This is a genomic window from Streptomyces sp. LX-29 (assembly GCF_029541745.1).
Taxonomy (GTDB): Bacteria; Actinomycetota; Actinomycetes; order Streptomycetales; family Streptomycetaceae; genus Streptomyces.
This window is the reverse complement of record NZ_CP089746.1, coordinates 7,488,534-7,507,978: the sequence shown is the minus strand read 5'-3', so window position 1 is coordinate 7,507,978 and position 19,445 is coordinate 7,488,534. Positions and strand designations below refer to the sequence as shown.

The window sequence follows — 19,445 nt, the reverse complement described above, 5'->3', positions numbered from 1 at the left end:
TTCTACCGCGCCTCCTGGTCGCTGTTCGGGACCCGTGCGGCCGGCACCGGCGGCCGCTCCGTCCGCAGCCGGCCCGTGCCGTTCTGCCGGGCCAGCCGCTGATGAGGGCCGCGCAGCGCGGTGTGCGGCCCGTCCCACAGGGTGCCGTCGGTCCGGTCACGCGGATCGGGGTCGATCAGCACCACACCGATCACCGGAATGTCCAGGTCCGCGAGCTGCCGCGCCACGGTGTGCAGCCATGCGGCGCTGCCGTGCCCGGCACGCACCACGAGCACGGTCTGGCCGCCGAGGAACCGCAGGTCCGTCCAGGCCGTGCCGGGCGCGACCGAGCCGACGCCGAGCCGACGCGTCTGATGCGGCACGGCCGTGGCGGCCTCGCCGCTGACCACGTCCGGGTCTCCCGGCCGCCGGCGGCGGCCTGCGAGCTGCGGTCCCGGCAGACCGTCGACGACGACCACGGGTCCCTCCGCCGCCAGTGCTCCGGCGACGTCCAGGGCGATCGCGCTCGCGCTGCGCGCACAGCCCAGTTCCAGCAGCGACACCGGTTCCGCTGAGCCGCGCACGGCGCGGGCCAGGGTGGTGGTGAGCCGCGTCCGTGCCGCCCGGGTCCGTCGGAGCCGCCACCGTCCGGCCGGTCGGCGGGACACGCGGCGCAGCTCCGCGATGACCGAGGCGCCCAGGTTCGCCGCGATCTCGCGGCGCAGCACGGGGCGGTCCGCCACCACCGAGCCGACCGCGGCCACCGCGAGCCCGAGCACGAGCCCGAGGACGAGCCCGATCCCGGCGTTGGTGACAGCGGCCCTGGGCAGGGAGTGCCGCACCGCGTGCGGGGCGTCCACGATCTGCGTGCCGGCGATGAGCCGGGGCGTTCCGACGCGCGCCTCCTCGGCGCGCTGGTTGAAGTCGGCGATCCGCGTCGTGAGCTCGGCCCGGCGGGCGAAGAGCGACTCCGTTCTCGCCGACGCCTCCGGGCCGCTCCTCGGCGGTCCGTCTCCGATCTCCTCGTTGACCTGGACGAGTTCCTTCCGCATGCGGTCACGCTGCTCGAGCAGGGCCTCGGCCTCGGCCTTCGCGGTCTCCCGCATCCGCCTCACATGGTCCGCGACGAACGCGTCGGCCAGCGCCTTGGCCCGGGCCACCGCTTCCGCGTCGCTGTCGCCTGTCACATCGATCCGCAGCAGGTTGTTGGTCAGGCCGGTACCCCGGTAGTCCCGCATGAAGTCCTCCGGGCTTTCCGGGGACTTCAGGGACCGCAGGGCCTTGCCGGCGATCCGCGTGGTCCCCAGCAGCTCGACGTCGGTGCGGATCAGCGTTCCGGTGTCGTTCGGCTGGTCCTCCTGATGTGCGACCAGCACCTTGGTCACCGCGGTCGGCGGCGGCGGCGGCATCAGGACCGCCATCGCCGCGCCGACCAGCAGCCCCAGCAGCGCCATGGCGCCCCAGAGGCGGCGGCGCCTGCGCACCGCCACCACCAGCGCCTGGAGGTCGACAAGGGGAGCGGCGGCCGACGGCTCCGAGGTCGTGCTCGTCGTCACACCGAACCTCCCGTCGCGCGGCCGCGACCCGCGAGCGCCAGGGTGGCGCTCTCCGGAGGACGGCCGGCAGACCGCGTCGGACGGACCCGGACCGCGCCGGCGACGACGACGCCGACGACCTCATGCCCGCCGTCCGCACACGCCTCGGCGATGCCGGCGAGCTCGCCCGCGGTCCAGCTGCCCGCGCTGAGCACGATCAGGGCACCGGATTCGGTGTCGCGGTCCGGCACCACCGGCTGGGAGGCCGAGACGTCCACCACCCGCAGCACCGGATCGCTCTCGGCCTCCGCGACGAGCTGCCCGGCGGCCCGGTGGGCGATCTCGTCGCCGTCCGGTACGACGACCAGCAGCCGCCGGGGGGCCGGCAGTCGGTCCCGGAGGCGAGCGATCACCCGCCGGTAGCGGATCCGCCTGCCGGCCTCGTCGTCGGACCTCCGCGGGGTCGGTATGTCCCACCGGGTGTCGACGCCGAGGAGCCGGCGGATCCAGGCCCGCGAGCCACGGCCTCGGGGCCGGTGCGCGCGCCGTTCGCCAGGCACGTCGACGGTACCCAGCAGCGCCGAGCCCAGCGCCGCGGCGATCTCCGGCTCGGTGCGCGGTCGGCGGTTCCCCCGTGCCGCGGCGAGATGGCCGACGACCGCGAGCAGGAAGGACAGCACCGCCCCACCGGCGACGAGGTGCGTCCTCGTCGGCGGGGCCTCGTCGGTCGGCCGGGGCGCCGGTCCCATGACGACCATGCCGGCCCTGCTGGTCGCCCCCTCGGTCTCGTCCAGCTTCTTCATGGCCTCCTGCAGCGCGGTGCGCAGCTTCTCGAGCTCGGTGCGGGCCTGCACGCTCTCCACGGTCCGCCCCGGATCGGCCGCGTCGGCCAGGTCGGTGATGCGGCGGTTGGTCTCCGCCACCTTCTTCCGCAGCGCCTCGGGCCCCGTGGCCGCGTCGGGGTCGGTGTCGTCGCCCGCGATCCGCGCGGCGAAGGCGACGAACTCCTGTGCCACCCGGTCGGAGAGCTGCTGCGCGCGTTCCGGGGTGGTGGCCGTACCGGAGATCTTGATGATGTTCCCGTCGGTGGCCTTGGCGCTCACGCGATCCCGCAGCTCGCCGCCGCTGACGCCCTTCCAGCCGAGCGTGGCGGCCACGCGGTCGACCACCGACGAACTGGTCGCGATCTCCGCCTGGGTGAGCAGCTCGCGCTCCTCCCACTGCCCCGGCAGCAGTACCGATACCGAGGCCGTGTAGCGCGGCGGAAACAGCACCGAGATGCCGTAGCCGACGAGCGCGCCCACCACGGTGACGACGGCCAGCAGCCGCCAGCGCCGACGGAGAATCCGCCCGATCGTGACCAGGCGTATCGGGTCCTCGCTCAACCGCGCGGCCTCCACCCTGTGCGGCCCCGGCCGTCCGCCGCCACCGGAGTGTGGTCACGGCAGGCCGCGGCGTAGGCGGCGAGCAGCGACGCCTGCGAGTTCCGCCAGGAGAGCCGTCCGCTGATCCGCTCCTGGCCGATCTTGCCCATCCGGGCCCGCTTCTCGGGGTCGTCCATGAGCAGCGCGATGAGCCTGGCGAATTCGGCCTCGTCGTCGGCGGGCGCGTAGACGGCGGCGTCACCGGCGGAGACCCGCGCCTCCCGGAGGTCGAACGAGACGATCGGCCGGCCCATCGCCATGTACTCCAGGACCTTGTTCATGGTCGACACGTCGTTGAGCGGATTGCGCGGGTCGGGGGACAGGCACACGTCCGCGGTGGACAGGTAGCGCACCAGGTCGGCGTCCGGAATGCGCCCGGTGAACTGCACCTGCTCGGAGAGGTCGAGCCGCCGGGACAGTTCCACCATCGCGTCGAAGGCGTCGCCCGCGCCGACGAACACCGCGTGCCAGTCGGTCCGCCCGAGCTCGTCGCGCATTTTCGCCAGGGCCCGCAGGGCGTAGTCGACGCCGTCCTGAGGGCCCATGACGCCGAGGTAGCACAGCAGATGAGGCTTGCCGCGCTTCAGCTCCGGCTCGGGCGGCACCGGTTGGAACCGGTCGATGGCGGGGGCGCTGCGCACCACGAAGACGTCCTCCGGCCGCCGACCGCCACGGCGCACCGCGACGTCCCGGTAGCTCTCGTTCGTGGCGAGCACGACGTCCGCGGCCCGGTAGGTCATCCGTTCCAGCGCGCACACGGCGCGGTAGAGCAGGTCTTCGCCGCGGCCGAACCGGGAGAGGTACAGCTCGGGCACCAGGTCGTGCTGGTCGAAGACGAACCGCGCGCCGCGCCGCTTCAGCCACAGTGCCGGCAGGAACAGCAGGTCGGGCGGGTTGCAGGCGTGGACCACGTCGACCGGGCCGACCTTGCGGGCCAGCCGGGCCGTATGCCACAACGCCGATCCGTACTCCCGCAGGTAGCCGGCCGGCCCTCCGGTGGCCGCGCGCAACGGGTAGCGGTGGATCCGCACCCCGTCGATCACCGCCTCCGGTTCCGTGTCCCGCTTCTCCCCCCGGGGGCAGATGACGTGCACCGTCCAGCCCGCGTCGCGCAGCGTGGTGCACTCCTGCCACACCCGCCGGTCGAACGGCACCGACAGGTTCTCCACCAGGATCAGCGCGCGCCGGTCCGGCCGATCGCCGCTGGTCGTGTTACCAGGCAAGTCCCATGTACCCCGGTTCAGCCCGGCGCGCCTCGGCGTCGGGAAGGCGGATGAGGTCGACGATCACCGGTTCCTCGCCATGCGGCAGCGCCGCGAGGACGTCCGGTTCCCTGGTCCCGACCAGGCACACCTCGGCATGTGCGAGCACCTCGTCGACGGAGTCCGCGAGCAGCTGCGCGAGGTGCGGCAGCCGGGTCTCGATGTACTCGCGGTTCGCGCCGAGCAGCCGGGAGAGGTTCACATTGGGGTCGTAGATCCGCAGGTCGTACCCCTTGCCGAAGAGTCGCTCCGCCAGTTCGACGAGCGGACTCTCGCGGAGGTCGTCGGTGCCGGGTTTGAAGGACAACCCGAACATGCCCACCCGGCGCTTGCCGGTGCGCTCGACCAGCTCCACCGCGCGTTGCAGATGGTCGGAGTTGGAGGGCAGCACATGGGCGAGGATGGGCACCGAGACGTCGGCCCGCTGCGCCGCGTGGACCAGGCTGCGCAGGTCCTTGGGCAGGCAGGAGCCGCCGAAGGCGAAGCCGGGCCGCAGGTAGGCGGGGCTGATGTTCAGCTTGCGGTCGGCCAGGAACACATCCATCACCTGGTGCGAGTCCACCCCGAGCGCCTGGCACACCGCGCCCAGCTCGTTGGCGAAGCCGATCTTGAGGCCGTGGAACGCGTTGTCGGCGTATTTGATCGCCTCGGCCGTCGGGACCGGCACCCGGAACACCTCGCCGGGCAAGCCGTCGTACAGCGCCGCCACCGCGTCGCCGCTCGCCGGGTCGAGCTCGCCGATCACGGTCTTGGGCGGGTCGAAGAAGTCCCGCACGCTCGTGCCCTCGCGCAGGAACTCCGGGTTGACCGCGACCCCGAAGTCCGCCCCGGCCGTGCCGCCGACGTACTTCTCCAGGATCGGCACCAGCAGGTTCAGGCAGGTGCCCGGGAGCATGGTGCTGCGGAACACGACGGTATGCCGGCCCCCCTGCCCGGCCCCCTCGGCGAGCACGGCGCCGATCTGCTCGGTGACCCGCTCCAGATACGTGGTGCACAGGCTGCCGTTGGGCTCCGACGGCGTGCCCACGCAGACCAGCGACACCTCGCTGCCCGTGATCGCCTCGCGGACGTCGCCGGTGGCGCGTAACGCTCCGGTCCGTACGACCTCGGCGATGAGCTCGCCGATCCGCTCCTCGACCACCGGGGCCCTGCCGTCGTTGACCAGGTCGACCTTCACCTGGTTCACGTCCACCCCGATGACCTCGTGGCCCATGCTGGCCAGGCACGCGGCCGATACGCAGCCCACGTAGCCGAGCCCGAAAACGCTGACTCTCATGACCTGTCCCTCCCCCAGGCAGGCCCTCCCGGCCTGCGGTCCGCGCGCCGGCGGGATCGCCCCGTCGCAGTCCCCCCGCGCATCAGTAGGCCCCCTGCCCGTGGAGCACCGCGCGCAGCGTCTTCCACAAGATCACTGTGTCCAGGGCGAGCGACCAGTCCTCCACGTACCGCAGGTCGAGGCGGACCGCCTCCTCCCACGGCAGGTCGCTGCGTCCGCTGATCTGCCACAGGCCGGTGAGCCCGGGCTTGACGAGCAGCCGCCGACGGATGTCCGGGCCGTAGGCGGCGGACTCCTCCGGTAGCGGAGGCCGCGGACCGACGAGCGACATCGATCCGGTGAGCACGTTGAAGAGCTGCGGGAGCTCGTCGAGCGAGTACCGGCGCAGCACCGTTCCCACCCTGGTCACCCGCGGGTCCCGGCGGAGCTTGAACAGCAGGCCGGCGCCCTCGTTGCGGTGGGCCAGTTCGGCGCGTGCCCTGTCGGCCCCGGCGACCATGGTGCGGAACTTGTAGATGGTGAACTCGCGGCCGTCCTTGCCGACTCTGCGCTGGCGGTAGAACGCCCCACCGCGACTGTCCGCGAGGACGAGCAGTCCGACGAGCACCATCAGCGGCGCGAACAGCAGCAGCAGGATCGCCGCGCCCATCCGATCGACGACCGCCTTGACCACCCGGCGGCCCCCGGTGAAGGTCGGCATGCTGACCCGCAGCAGCGGTATCCCGAGCACCGCGTCGACGTGCAGCCGCGGTCCTGCCACCTCCATCAGCACGGGGGCCACGACCATCTCGGCGTCGCTGCCTTCGAGGTTCCAGGCCAGCCGCTGTAGCCGGTCCGGTGACCAGTGCGGGTCCGGTGTGACCGCGACGACACGGTAGCCGTCGCGGCGGACGTGGCTGGCGACGTCCACCAGTCGGCCGACGACCGGTACTCCGTCGAGTTGGTCACCGTCGAGGCCGTGACCGTCCGTCGTACACACCGCGTCCACCCGCCAGCCGAGGTGCGGGAACTTACGGGCCCGGGTGATCAGGTCGCGCACGGTGTCCGGGCTCCCGGCGGCGAGCACCGGTCGCAGGCACCGCCCTTCCTTCCGCTGTTTGTGCAGCCGGAGCCGCAGCAGATACCGCGCGGTCATGGTGATGAGCGCGATCGCGGGAATCGCGACGAAGATCCAGAGTTTGATGTTGCGCGAGGTGAGGGCGATTCCGCCGAGCGCCAGTACGACGGTCGCCGCAAACAGTGATCTCCCGAGCCGGCGGAATTCCTCGGCGCCCTGGCCGAGCACGGCCGGAGCCCATGACCGGCTCACCGCAAGCGCTCCCAGCACCAGCAGCTCGGTGCCGAATGCGAGAATTCCCCACTTCTCGTGCCAGTTGGCCGCGTCCCGGGCCCCGAAGAAGTTGCCGATCGCCGCCACCACCAAGGCGGTGGCCACGGTATCGCTGATGATCACGGTACGGCGGTACCGCTGCTCCCAGTCGTTCGCGGGCTGACTGATCGCCCCGTTCGTCAGAGGCCCGCGCTCCGACGAAAACGGGCTGACTAATCCCCCTTGCCGCACAGAACCCCCCAGGTTCCCAGTGGTTCGACGTGTTCGCCTCGCACTGTTGCTCCCCCGGGAGGTCCCCGCCCCCCGGCGCCGCGCTGTTCCTCCCCCCGAGAGGCCCCCGCCCCTCGCGCCGCCCCGTTCCGCCCCTCGGGAGCCCCCGCCCCCGCGCATGACCTACCGGCTATGCGGCGCTACGTGAAACAACCCACCCTGGCGGCAGCGGATTCGCCTGTCCTGCCAGTCTCTCGAGGTGCGCGGGAACCCGTGGAAACCTCGGGTGCTCCCCGCACCCAAAGCCGCTCTCGGGTTCCGAGAATTGATCACTTCCGCGTCTGGCGCCGGGGACGCGAGTGCTGGCTGTCCATAGCGCCGGACCTATAGATCATTATTGGTCGCCTCGTGTTCGAACAGCTGAAGCACCGTCAATCTAGACCATCACGGTCGGCCTGTAGAAGGGATGCGTGCAATTTGTGCGCAGGCTTTGATACTCGCCCCATCGATCGGTTACCGCCCACGGGTGCCTCGACGACGAAGAAGCGCGTTGTGACCTGTGGCGATGGGAGTTCGAACGGTTCGTCAACCGGGCCCTGGCAGCCTCCGCGTACCCGCGGGCGCGTTCGCACCGCCTGAGACGCGGAGAGGGATGCCCACCACAGGCGCCCGGAAGCGGAAAGACGCAGGGGCTTGCGCCGTGCGGCGCAAGCCCCTGCGTTCCGTGGCGCCACCCCGCGCGGGAGCGGGGTGGCGCCTGCGGGGTCACTCCATGTCCGCCAGCCACTCCTCGACGGCCTGCGCGGTGGACTCCGAGTGCTCCTCCAGAATCGTGAAGTGGTCCCCGGAGATCTCCACGACCTTGGCCGGGAGGTTCCACCGGGCCCGCCAGATGTCCTCGGGCACCTCGCGCAGATCCTCGGAGAACGGGTCAGCGGCCTGGAGGAACAGGGTGGGCGTGCTGATCGGCTGCGCCTGCCACTCCATGAAGATGCGGTTGTAGCCTCCACTCGCCGTGACACTCAGATCCGTGATGGACGAGTGCGTCCCGTCGCGCAGCAGCACCCCACTCATCATCGCGTCCGCCAGGTCGGTCCCCACCGCACCACTGGCGGCGTAGCTGTCGAGGAGCACGAGCGCCGCCGCGGGCGTCCCGAGTTCCTCCAGCTTGGTGGCGACCGCGTGCGCGATCCACCCACCCGCGGAACGGCCGACGAGGACGAACGGCTCACCGGCTGCGCAGCTGCGCGCCACTTCGGCCTGCACCCATGCGAGCGCGTCCACCGAGTCCGGCAGGCTCTCCCCCGGGGCGAACCCCGGCTGCGGGATCACGTAGACATCCCGCCGCCCGCGGAAGACGGCCGCGAACCGCGCGTACTCGTGAGGACCCGCGGTCACGCTGAACGACGGGAGGCAGATCAGCGCGGGACCGCTGTCACCACGAGCCAGCCGGAGGGGGACCGGCAGGCTCTCCAGGTCGCTCGGGGAGGAGAAGGAGGGACTGATCGCGGAGGCGAGAATGCCGAACTGCATCGCCTCGGTGATCTTCCCCTGCTCACCCGCCTTCCGGTACAGCGCGGAGATGGTGACCGGCTCAGGGCCGCTCGCCCCGGGCTCCGGAACGGCCGGGGCGGTGACAGCCGAGGCCGCGGCGGAGGCATCACGGACTCCGTCCTCCACCAGCCGCGCCCGCACGTACGCCGCCAGCGCGGCCGGCGTGGACTGGTCGAAGACCACGGTGGGCGGCAGCCGCAGACCGGTGACGGCGTTGAGGGCGTTGCGGAGTTCCAGCGCGGTCAACGAGTTGAAGCCCGACTCCAGGAACGTCACCCCGCTGTGCGTCTCGTCGGTCGACAGGTGCCCGAGCACGACCGCCGTCTGCGCACGGACCGTCTCCAGCAGGACCGCGTCCCACTCGGCCGCGGGCAGTGCGGCCAGACGCTGCCGCAGCACGACCGGCTCGTCGCGCACCGTTTCCACCGCACGGCGCGCCGGGGTGCGCACCAGGCTCCGCAGCAGCGCGGGAACCCCGGCGGGCCAGGACTGGCCGCGCAGCGCCGCGACGTTCAGCCGGGTCGGGACGAGCAGCGCACGGTGGTCCGCCAGACCGAGGCCGAACAGCGCCACGCCCTCCTCGGAGCTGAGGGGTGCCATCCCCGCACGGGAGATGCGCTGGGCGTCCACGTCGTCGAGCGCGCCGGTCATGGTGCTGGTCTCCTCCCACGCACCCCACGCCAGGGAGACACCGGCCAGACCCACGGCCCGGCGCGCTTGCGCGAGCGCGTCGAGGAAGGCGTTGGCCGCCGCGTAGTTGGCCTGACCGGCCGCTCCGAGGATGCCCGCCGCCGAGGAGAACAGCACGAAGGCCGACAGGCCGAGGTCGCGGGTGAGCTCGTGGAGGTTGAGCGCCGCGTCCACCTTGGGCCGCAGCACTCCGTCCATGCGTTCCGGGGTGAGCGCGGAGATGATTCCGTCGTCCAGGACACCGGCCGAGTGGACCACACCCGCCAGCGGGCGATCCGCCGGGATGGTGTCCAGGAGTGCGGCGAGCGCATCGCGGTCCGCGGCGTCGCATGCCGCCACCGTGACCTCCGCACCCAGCGCCGTGAGCTCCGCCGCGGCTTCGGCCGCTCCCTCGGCCGCCGGCCCGCGGCGGCTGGTCAGCAGCAGGTGCCGGACACCGCACTCGGTGACCAGGTGGCGGGCCACCAGCACACCGAGGGTGCCGGTGCCGCCGGTGATCAGGACGGTGTCCTGCGGGCCGAACGTCCCGCGCGGCACGGCCGTTGCCGTACCGGACGCGTCGAGTGCCGTGTCCCGTGCCGCGGCCACGGTGCCGTCGGCGGCGCCGTGCGAGGAGCGCGCCCGCACCAGCCGGGGCACCAGAGTGCTGCCGCGGCGCACCGCCAGCTGCGGCTCGCCGGAGGCCACCGCGGCCCGCACGACCCGGCCGGTATCCTCCTGGTCCTCCAGCTCGTCCACGTCGAGCAGAACCAGCCGGTCCGGATTCTCCGACTGCGCGGAACGCACCAGGCCCCACACCACCGACTGTGCCAGACCCGGCACTTCCTCGCCGTCGACCGCCGCGACACTGCCGCGCGTCACCAGGACCAGGCGCGAGGCGGCGAACCGTTCGTCCGCGAGCCACGCCTGCACCAGCGCCAGCGCCCGGTGCGCCGCACCGTGCACGGTGTTGGTCAGTCCGTCCGGGAAGCCGGTGGCTCCCCCGTCCGCCGGGTCCGACGGGGCGAACGGCGCCAGCACCAGGTCCGGCACCGCCACGCCCGCCTCGACGGCTTCACCGAGGGCGGCGAGGTCCGGGTGGGCATCGACACCGGCACCGGAGGCCATCAGCGCCGCGGCCAGACCGATCCCCTCCTCACCCAGCAGCGCCCATCGGCCGCCGGGCACGGAGTCCGTCCGCGGCTCGGCCGCCGTCCACGCCACCTCGAAGAGCGACTCCTGCCGGCCGCCGCCCACCTGTCCGGGGGTGAACGGACGCAGCACCAGCGAGTCGACCGAGGCAACCGGCCGGCCGAGCTCGTCGGCAGCGGTCAGCACCACGGCGTCCGCGCCCTGCGAGGCGAAGCGCACCCGCAGCGTGGAGGCTCCCGAGGCGTACAGCCGGACCCCGCTCCAGACGAACGGCAGCCGGGCGCGGCCGGTGTCCTCGACGAGCTTGCCGAGTCCGATCGCGTGCAGGGTGGCATCGAGCAGCGCCGGGTGCAGGACGAAGCTCTCGCCCTGCGGGCCGGCGTCGGCCTCCAGCGCCACCTCGGCGAAGACCTCGTCCGCCGCGCCGAGCCAGGCCCGCCGAAGCCCTCGGAACGCCGGACCGTAGCCCAGGCCGGTCTCTTCCAGCCGGTCGTAGTGTCCGTCGAGGTCCACCTCGGTGGCACCCTCCGGAGGCCAGACCTTCAGGTCGTATCCGGCCTCCCGCGTGCCGGGGGCGACCACGCCGCTGGCGTGGCGTGTCCACTCCGCCCCGTCAAGCCCTTCGGCGCGCGAGTGCACCGTCAGGCTGCGCTGTCCCGACGCGTCGGGAGCGCCCACGGCCATCTGCACCTGCACCCCGCCCCGGTCCGGCAGCACCAGCGGCGCCTCCAGGGTGAGCTCTTCGACCCGGCCGCAGCCGACCTCGTCACCGGCGCGCACCGCCATGTCGACGAAGGCGGTGCCCGGCAGCAGCACGGTGCCGAACACCGTGTGGTCACCGAGCCAGGGGTGAGCGTTGAGGCTCAGGCGGCCGGTGAACACATAGGTGTCCGTCTCGGCGACCCCGATCGCCGCGCCCAGCAAGGGGTGCTCGGCCGGGACGAGACCGGCTGACGTCACGTCACCGCTCGACTTGGAGGCATCCAGCCAGTAGCGCTCGCGCTGGAAGGGATAGGTGGGCAGGTCGACCAGACGCGCCCCACTGTCACTGAACAGCGACGTCCAGTCCACATCGACTCCGCGCGCGTGCGCCTCGGCCAGCGAGGTGAGCAGCCGCTCCCGACCGCCCTCACCACGACGCAGGGTACCCACGGTCACCACCGGCCGGTCGGCACTCTCCGCCGACTCCTGCACGCCCATCAACAGCACCGGGTGCGCGCTGGTCTCGATGAACGCGCCATGCCCCTCATCCAGCAGCGTGGCAATCGCCTTGGCGAACTCCACCGTCTGCCGCAGATTCCGGTACCAGTACGCGGCATCCAGACCCGAGGTGTCGATCCGGGCACCGGTCACGGAAGAGTAGAACGGAACACGAGCGTTGCGGGGCTGGATCGGGGCCAGGACCTCCAGCAGACGATCCTCGATCTCCTCCACCTGCGCCGAATGCGAGGCGTAGTCCACCGGCACCATCCGCGCCCGGACACCCTCAGCCTCCCACCCCGCCTGAAGCTCCAACAACACCACACGCTCACCAGAAACCACCACCGAGCCGGGACCGTTGACCGCGGCCACCGACACCGCGTCCCCGAACCCACTGATCCGCTCAGCGACCCGCTCCACCGGCAACGCGACGGACAACATGCCACCATCACCACTGAGATCCAGCAGCAACCGGCTCCGCAAAGCAACAACCCGAGCAGCGTCCTCCAGAGTCAACGCACCGGCCACAGCCGCCGCGGCGATCTCACCCTGCGAATGACCCACCACCGCGGCAGGCTCCACACCATGCGACTCCCACACCGCGGCCAGCGACACCATCACCGCCCACAGCACCGGCTGGACCACATCCACCCGCTCCAGCCACACCCCCGACTCATCCCGCAACACATCAAGCAGCGACCAGTCCGTGAACGGCTCAAGCGCATCAGCGCACTCCGCCATCCGCGCAGCAAACACCGGCGAAGCCTCCAACAGCTCCACCGCCATCCCCAACCACTGCGAACCCTGACCCGGGAACACGAACACCACACCACCCGGAGAGCCCGACACCCCCCGGACGGCCTGAGCGGTGGCCTGGTCGTTGACGAGAGCGGTCAGCCCGAGAACGAGTTCTTCGCGATCCGTTCCGAGCACCACCGCGCGGTGCTCCAGGCTCGCCCGGCCAGTCGCCAGCGAGGCCCCGACCTCCATCAGGTCAAGCCGCGGCCGGTCCGCAACGAAGGAAGCCAGCTGCCGGGCCTGCGCCCGCAACGCCTCCACACTCCGCGCCGACAACACCCACGGAACAAGGGCGGCGGTCCCACCACTCGGCGCAGTCGCGTCCTCGGGCGGTTCAGGAGCCGCAACACCTTCCAGGATGACATGGGCGTTGGTGCCACTGACACCAAAGGAGGACACAGCGGCCCTACGAGCCCGGCCCGTCTCGGGCCAGGCGATCTGCTCGGTCAGCAGCTCGACCGCGCCCGCCGTCCAGTCCACATGCGGCGTCGGCTCATCGACGTGCAGGGTCTGCGGCAGCACACCGTGCCGCATCGCCATCACCATCTTGATGATCCCGGCCGCGCCGGCGGCCGCCTGGGTGTGGCCGATGTTCGACTTCACCGAACCCAGCCACAACGGACGGTCGTCGGAACGACCCTGCCCGTAGGTCGCGAGCAACGCCTGCGCCTCGATCGGGTCACCCAGCGCCGTACCCGTGCCATGCGCCTCGACCGCGTCCACCTGGTCGGCGGACAGCCGCGCGCTGGCCAGCGCCTGCTGGATCACCCGCTGCTGCGACGGACCGTTCGGCGCCGTCAGACCATTCGAGGCACCGTCCTGGTTCACCGCCGAACCACGAATGACCGCCAGCACCGGGTGACCGTTCCGCTCGGCGTCGGACAGCCGCTCCACGAGCAGCATGCCCACGCCCTCGGCCCAGCCGGTCCCATCCGCCGCACCCGCGAACGCCTTGCAGCGACCGTCAGGGGAAAGGGCACGCTGGCGGCTGAACTCCACGAATCCCACCGGCGTGGACATCACGGTCACGCCGCCCGCGAGTGCCATCGAGCACTCACCCTGACGGAGTGCCTGCGCCGCCAGGTGCAGGGCCACCAGCGACGATGAGCACGCCGTGTCCAGGGACACCGCGGGGCCCTCCAACCCGAAGGTGTAGGAGATCCGGCCCGAGACGACGCTGCCCGCGCTCCCGGTGCTCAGCTGGCCTTCCACGGATTCGGGGGTCCGGGCGAAGCGAGCGGCGTAGTCCTGGCCCATCACGCCCGCGAACACGCCGACCCGCTCGCCGCGCACCGACAGCGGATCGATACCGGCGCGCTCGAACGCCTCCCAGGACGTTTCCAGGAGGAGCCGCTGCTGCGGATCCATCGCCAGCGCCTCACGCGGCGAGATCCCGAAGAACGCCGGGTCGAAGTCCGCCGCGTCATGCAGGAAGCCACCGTCGCGTGCGTAGCTGGTGCCCGTGTGCTCCGGGTCCGGGTGGTAGAGCGCGTCAAGGTCCCAACCGCGGTCGGTGGGGAAGGGCGATATGCCGTCCCCACCCGCCGCGACCAGGCGCCACAGGTCCTCGGGGGAGGCGATCCCGCCCGGGTAGCGGCAGGCCATACCGACGATGGCGATCGGCTCGTCGGCGGCCACGGATGCCGACACCGTGGCCGGCGCACCGGCGCTGCCGGTGTCCGCCAGCTCGGCGTTCAGGTGCTTGGCGAGCGCCTCCGGCGTCGGGTAGTCGAAGATCAGCGTGGCGGGAAGCCGCAGCCCTGTCGCCGTGTTGAGCCGGTTGCGCAGCTCGACGGCGGTCAGCGAGTCGAAGCCGAGGTCGCGGAAGGAACGCTCGGCCACGATGGCGCCGGAGGACGTGTGCCCCAGCACGGCCGCCACATCGCTGCGGACCATGTTGAGCAGTGCCCGCTCCCGCTCGGCGCCGGAGAGCCCGGCGAGTAGCGGCGACGCCGCGCTCCCCGCCTCGGCGACACGGCGGTTCGGCGCGCCGACGAGGCCGCGCAGCAGCGCCGGCACCTGGCCGGACTGGGCGCGCAGCCGCGCCACGGCCAGCCGCATGGGCACCAGCACGGACGCCTCAGCACCGTGGGCGGCGTCGAACAGCCACAGCCCCTCCTCGTTGGAGAGCGCCTCGGCGCCATTGCGGGTCATGCGATCGACGTCGGCGCCGGTCAACTGACCCGTCACGCCGCTGCTCTGGGCCCACAGGCCCCAGGCGAGCGACTGTCCGGCCAGGCCCAGGCCGCGGCGGTGCTGCGCCAGAGCGTCGAGGAAGGCGTTGGCTGCGGCGTAGTTGCCCTGACCGGGCGCGCCGAGGATCCCGGCAGCGGAAGAGAAGAGTACGAACGCGGACAGGTCGAGGTCGCGCGTCAGCTCATGCAGATTCAACGCGGCGTCCACCTTCGGACGCAGCACCGTCTCCAACCGCTCCGACGACAGCGACTCGATCACACCGTCATCCAGCACACCCGCGGTGTGCACGACACCGGACAGCGGATACTCGACGGGGATCGTGCCCAGCAGCCCGGCCAGCGCCTCACGATCAGCCGCATCACAAGCCGCGACCGTCACCCGAGCGCCCAGTGCGGTCAGCTCATCACGCAGTTCCACCGCGCCCGGAGCGTCCACACCCCGGCGGCTGGTCAACAGCAGATGCCGAACACCATGCTCAGCCACCAGATGCCGAGCCACCAACGCACCCAGAGCACCCGTACCACCCGTCACCAAGACGGTGCCATCCACATCCCAAACAGGGGAATCAGACGACGAAGAGACCGTCGCACGCGCCAGACGCGGCACACGCACCTCACCCGCCCGCACCGCCACCTGCGACTCACCCGAGCCGACGACGGACGGCAGGACGGTCGCCGCATCGGCGCCCTCGTCCAGGTCGACCAGGACGAACCGGTCCGGGTTCTCCGACTGTGCCGAGCGCACCAGACCCCACACCGCGGCATGCGCCAGATCCGCAACACCCTCACCCGCGGCAACCGCACCACGCGTCACCCACACCAGACGCGACGCGACGAACCGCTCATCCCCCAGCCACTCCTGAAGCAGGCCCAGGACGCGACCGGTCGCACCACGCACGCCGGAGGCGAGGTCGGAGCGGTCACCGTTGCTCACGGTGGTGTCGACCACGACGACTTCGGGTGCCTGGCTGTCATCCGCCGCCATCCGCTCTCGCAGAGCGCCGAGGTCGGGGTACGCCTCCACGGTGGCCTGGCCCGTGTCCGATGCCGGGAAGAGGGCGCCGCCGGGTTCACCGAGCACGACCCAGCGGTCAGCCACGGTCCCGGCCGCGTCCTGCGGCGCCGTCGGCAGGGCGACCCAGTCCAGGCGGAACAGCGAGTCGCGCGCGGTGGCATGGCTGTCGCGCAGCTTGTCCACCGCCACCGCTCGCATGGTCAGTTCGGCGACGCGGCTCACCAGTCGGCCGGTGCCATCGGCCAGTTCCAGCGACACCGCTTCGGGGCCGCTCGACGTCAGCCGTGCCCGCACCACCGAGGCACCCGCCGCGTGCAGCGACACCCCACGCCAGGAGAACGGCAGCCAAGCCTGACCCTGATCGCCGGAGGGAGCCTGGAGGAGCCCGCCGAGGCCGATCGCATGCAGGGTGGCATCGAGCAGTGCCGGGTGCAGGCCGAACGCGCGGGCATCGGCCTCGGCCACCTCCGGCAGCGCGACCTCGGCGAAGACCTCTTCGCCACGCTGCCAAACGCCCCGCAGACCCCGGAACGCGGGCCCGTAGTCGTACCCGGAATCGGCCAGACCCTCGTAGACGCCCTCAAGGTCGACCGCGGTGGAGTCCTGCGGCGGCCACACCGCCAGAGTGGACTCGTCCGCGTGCGGACGGGCGTCGGCCGGTGCGAGCACGCCGGTGGCGTGCCGGGTCCAGCCGTCGTCGTGGGAAGCGTCGGCGATCACCGGTTGCGCCGTCTCCGGAGCCGGCCGGGAGTACACGTCCAGCTGCCGCCGCCCCGCGTCATCCGCGGCACCGACCGCCAACTGCACCTGCACCGCACGATCGTCGGGCAGGAGGAGCGGCGCTTCGACCGTCAGCTCCTCGACCTGGCCACATCCCACCTCGTCACCGGCGCGCACCGCCAGCTCCACGAACGCGGCGCCAGGCAGCAACACCGACCCGGCCATCGCATGGTCGGCCAGCCACGGCTGCGCGTCCAGGGACAGCCGCCCCGTCAGCACGGCCCCATCGGTGCCGGCCAGTACCACCACCGCGCCCAGCAGGGGGTGATCCACCGATCCCAGGCCGGCCGAAGAAACGTTCTCCGGGCGGATGTCGGACGGGTTCGGCCAGTAGTGCTGGTGCTGGAAGGCGTACGTGGGCAGGTCGACGCGGCGCGCGCCAGAACCGGCGAAGACCGCCTCCCAGCCCAGTTCACCACCCTGGACATACAGCGCGGACACCGCGGTCAGCAGCGTCTGCTCCTCGGAACGGTCACGACGCAGAGCCGGGACGAGCACGGCATCGCTGTCCTCGGCCAGGCAGTCGCGGGCCATGGCGGAGAGCGTCCCGTCCGGGCCCAGCTCCAGGAACCGGGTCACACCCTGGGCCTCCAGCGCACGGATCCCATCGGCGAAACGCACAGCGTCGCGTACATGCCGCACCCAGTACTCCGCCGAGCACAGCTCCTCAACCGACGCGATCTCACCCGTCACATTGGAGACCACCGGGATGCGAGGAGCCACAAACGACAACCCCTTCGCGACCCTTGCGAAGTCCTCCAGCATGCCGTCCATGTGCGACGAGTGGAACGCGTGACTGACCCGCAACCGCTTGGTCTTCACCCCACGCGCGGCAAAGCCCTCACCGATACGCGCCACAGCGTCAGCGTCACCCGAGATCACCACGGAAGCGGGACCGTTGACCGCCGCCACCGACACACCAGCGACACCCTCAAGCGCCGACCGGACATCAGCCTCCGGGGCCGCGATGGACACCATCGCACCACCCTGCGGGAGGCTCTGCATCAGACGGGCGCGGGCGGCCACCAAGGTCGCCGCGTCCTTCAGCGAGAGCACACCCGCCACATGCGCGGCAGACAGCTCACCAATGGAGTGCCCGGCCACGAAGTCGGGGCGGATCCCCCACGACTCCACCAGCCGGAACAGGGCCACCTCGATCGCGAACAGCGCGGGCTGGGTGAAACCGGTCTGGTCCAGCACCTCGGCCTCAGACGCGAAGATCACCTCACGCAGCGGCCGCTTCACATGAACGTCCAGCTCCGCGCAGACCGCGTCGAAAGCCTCCGCGAACACCGGGAACCGCTGGTACAGTTCCCGGCCCATGCCGAGCCGCTGCGCACCCTGACCCGTGAACAACACGGCCAGCTTGCCGCCAGACACCACGCCCTGGACCGTACCCGCCGGGGCCTCACCGGCAGCCAGCGCCTCCAGAGCCGCAAGGAACTCCGAACGATCCGAGGCCACCAGCGTGGCCCGGTGCTCCAATGCGGCTCGCGACACCGCCAGCGAATACCCGACATCCGCCAGGCTGACGTCCGGCCGGGCCTTCAGGAACGCGGCCAGGCTCGCCGCCTGTCCCCGCAGCGCCTCCGCGCTCCGCGCGGACACCACCCACGGCACCACGCCACCGGCGGCTCGCTGATCGACCGATTCCGTGTCGGCGGCCGGAACGCCTTCGAGGATGACGTGCGCGTTGGTGCCGCTGACACCGAAACCGGAGACGGCGGACCGGCGCGGCTGGCCGGTCTCCGGCCAGGCCACCTGCTCGGTCAGCAGCCGCACGGCACCCGCCGACCAGTCGACCTTCGTGGACGGCTGGTCCACGTGGAGGGTCTGCGGCAGCACACCGTGCCGCATCGCCATCACCATCTTGATGATCCCTGCGACACCCGCGGCCGCCTGGGTGTGACCCAGGTTCGACTTCACCGAACCCAGCCACAACGGACGGTCGTCGGGACGACCTTGCCCGTACGTCGCCAGCAGCGCCTGCGCCTCGATCGGGTCACCCAGCGACGTGCCGGTGCCGTGGGCCTCGACCGCGTCGACCTGGTCAGCGGTCAGACCGGCACTCGTCAGCGCCTGACGGATGACCCGCTGCTGCGAGGGACCGTTCGGCGCCGTCAGACCACTGCTGGCACCGTCCTGGTTCACCGCCGAGCCTCGGATGACGGCCAGGACGGGGTGGCCGTTGCGGCGGGCGTCCGACAGCCGCTCCACGAGCAGCATGCCCACGCCCTCGGCCCAGCCCGTGCCGTCGGCGGCGTCGGCGAACGCCTTGCAGCGGCCGTCGGAGGCCAGCCCGCCCTGTCGGCTGAACTCCACGAAAGCGCCCGGCGTCGACATCACGGTCACGCCGCCGGCCAGTGCCATCGAGCAGTCACCACGGCGCAGTGCCTGGCAGGCGAGGTGGAGGGTCACCAGCGACGAGGAGCACGCCGTGTCGACGGTGACCGCCGGTCCCTCCAGGCCGAAGGAGTACGCCACCCGGCCGGAAAGGATGCTGCCGGCGCTGCCGTTACCGAGAAAACCGTCACCGCCGCCGGGCGTCCGCTCCACGAGCCCTGCGTAGTCGTGGTACATGAGTCCGGCGAATACGCCGACCTGGCTGCCGTGCAACGACAGCGGATCGACACCGGCCCGCTCGAACGCCTCCCAAGACGCCTCCAGCAGCAGACGCTGCTGCGGGTCCATCGCCAGCGCCTCACGCGGCGATATCCCGAAGAACTCGGCGTCGAACTTCGCCGCACCGTCGAGGAATCCGCCCTCATGGGTGTGGCTCGCACCCTTCGCCTCGGGGTCGGGATTGCGCAGTGCGTCCAGGTCCCAGCCGCGGTCGGTGGGGAAATCCGCCACCCCGTCGCCTCCTGAGGAAAGGAGTTCCCACAGGGCGTCAGGGGAGTCGATGCCGCCCGGATAGCGGCAGCTCATCCCGACGATGGCAATCGGTTCCGTCGATGCTTTGGCGAGCTGCTGATTTTGCTGCCGCAGTCGCTCGTTCTCTTTCAGAGAGGCACGCAGTGCCTCGACGATCTTCTCGGTAGAAGTGCTCATATCATCCTCCGCAAC

Annotated in this window: 6 protein-coding genes; all 6 read right to left on the bottom strand. The window is 71.7% G+C overall.

All coding sequences use genetic code 11. The annotated features are described in order from the left end of the window. Positions 1-2: 2 nt before the first annotated feature. On the bottom strand, positions 3-1,535 hold the full coding sequence (locus LRS74_RS30965; RefSeq protein WP_277744107.1) for a Wzz/FepE/Etk N-terminal domain-containing protein: 1,533 nt from the start codon (positions 1,533-1,535) through the stop codon (positions 3-5). Continuing rightward, positions 1,532-2,899: a Wzz/FepE/Etk N-terminal domain-containing protein gene (locus LRS74_RS30960; RefSeq protein WP_277744106.1), complete on the bottom strand. Its 1,368-nt coding sequence runs from the start codon at positions 2,897-2,899 to the stop codon at positions 1,532-1,534. The genes LRS74_RS30965 and LRS74_RS30960 overlap by 4 nt, the downstream gene beginning before the upstream one ends. Continuing rightward, a complete protein-coding gene (locus LRS74_RS30955) occupies positions 2,896-4,161 on the bottom strand; it encodes a glycosyltransferase family 4 protein (protein WP_277744105.1) in 1,266 nt (421 codons plus the stop codon). Before LRS74_RS30955 ends, LRS74_RS30960 begins: the two co-directional genes overlap by 4 nt. After that, complete coding sequence (locus tag LRS74_RS30950) at positions 4,151-5,476, bottom strand: nucleotide sugar dehydrogenase (RefSeq protein ID WP_277744104.1); 1,326 nt, start codon at positions 5,474-5,476, stop codon at positions 4,151-4,153. Before LRS74_RS30950 ends, LRS74_RS30955 begins: the two co-directional genes overlap by 11 nt. 82 nt (positions 5,477-5,558) lie before the next feature. Further along, entirely contained in the window at positions 5,559-7,037 is a 1,479-nt protein-coding gene (locus tag LRS74_RS30945) for a sugar transferase (RefSeq protein ID WP_277744103.1), read from the bottom strand. 744 nt (positions 7,038-7,781) lie between these two features. Beyond that, the gene (locus tag LRS74_RS30940; protein WP_277745008.1) at positions 7,782-19,430 is read right to left on the bottom strand and encodes a type I polyketide synthase; all 11,649 of its coding nucleotides are present in this window, start codon (positions 19,428-19,430) and stop codon (positions 7,782-7,784) included. Between the last annotated feature and the right edge of the window lie 15 nt (positions 19,431-19,445).

Coding starts and splice junctions, on each gene's coding strand:
- LRS74_RS30950 (WP_277744104.1), bottom strand. CDS start 5,476: ATGAGAGTCAGCGTTTTCGGGCTCGGCTACGTGGGCTGCGTATCGGCC.
- LRS74_RS30940 (WP_277745008.1), bottom strand. CDS start 19,430: ATGAGCACTTCTACCGAGAAGATCGTCGAGGCACTGCGTGCCTCTCTG.